The 463-nt window shown below is 41.9% G+C and carries 1 pseudogene; it reads left to right on the forward strand.

The window, feature by feature from the left end:
* A pseudogene (locus tag JO375_RS18430) lies at positions 1-136 on the forward strand (holin); the annotation flags it as partial.
* Positions 137-463: the final 327 nt, after the last annotated feature.

A 463-nucleotide genomic window follows, 5' to 3' on the forward strand; every position in this document is an offset into this window, starting at 1 on the left:
GGCTTCACCGTTTACTGATTTGGATACTACCTTGCGTCTGTGGGCTGGTGGACTGGCCGGGCTTTCAGCGACAGGGCTGTTTGAACTGGCGTTTAAGGATAGACCCGGAATGACCAAAGGTAATAAAGCTGCTTAAAATAAGTAAACACCCTATCGGCTTGGCTGTTAGGTGTTTTGACGATTTTTCTGGATTTAGATTTGATATCTATTACAAAAGCCTTCCATAACGGAAGGCTTCCAAAACTTACGGTCTAACATTGGTTACAAGTTGAAAATACGCGACGATGCCAAAGAAAACTATAATCAAAACAATTCCCAAAACGGTAAAGCCAACTATCTTCCCAACCTTTTTGTTTTTCTTGTCCATGTTACCTCCTTGATGTTACAGTATCTCTGAAATCAGTCTGCCCTCCCTTCCCTGAGTATCTCCAGATAATGTGTGTTTAATCGTTCCGTAAGTCAT

Source organism: Paenibacillus farraposensis (assembly GCF_020736845.1).
In the GTDB taxonomy this organism is placed as follows: Bacteria; Bacillota; Bacilli; order Paenibacillales; family Paenibacillaceae; genus Paenibacillus; species Paenibacillus farraposensis.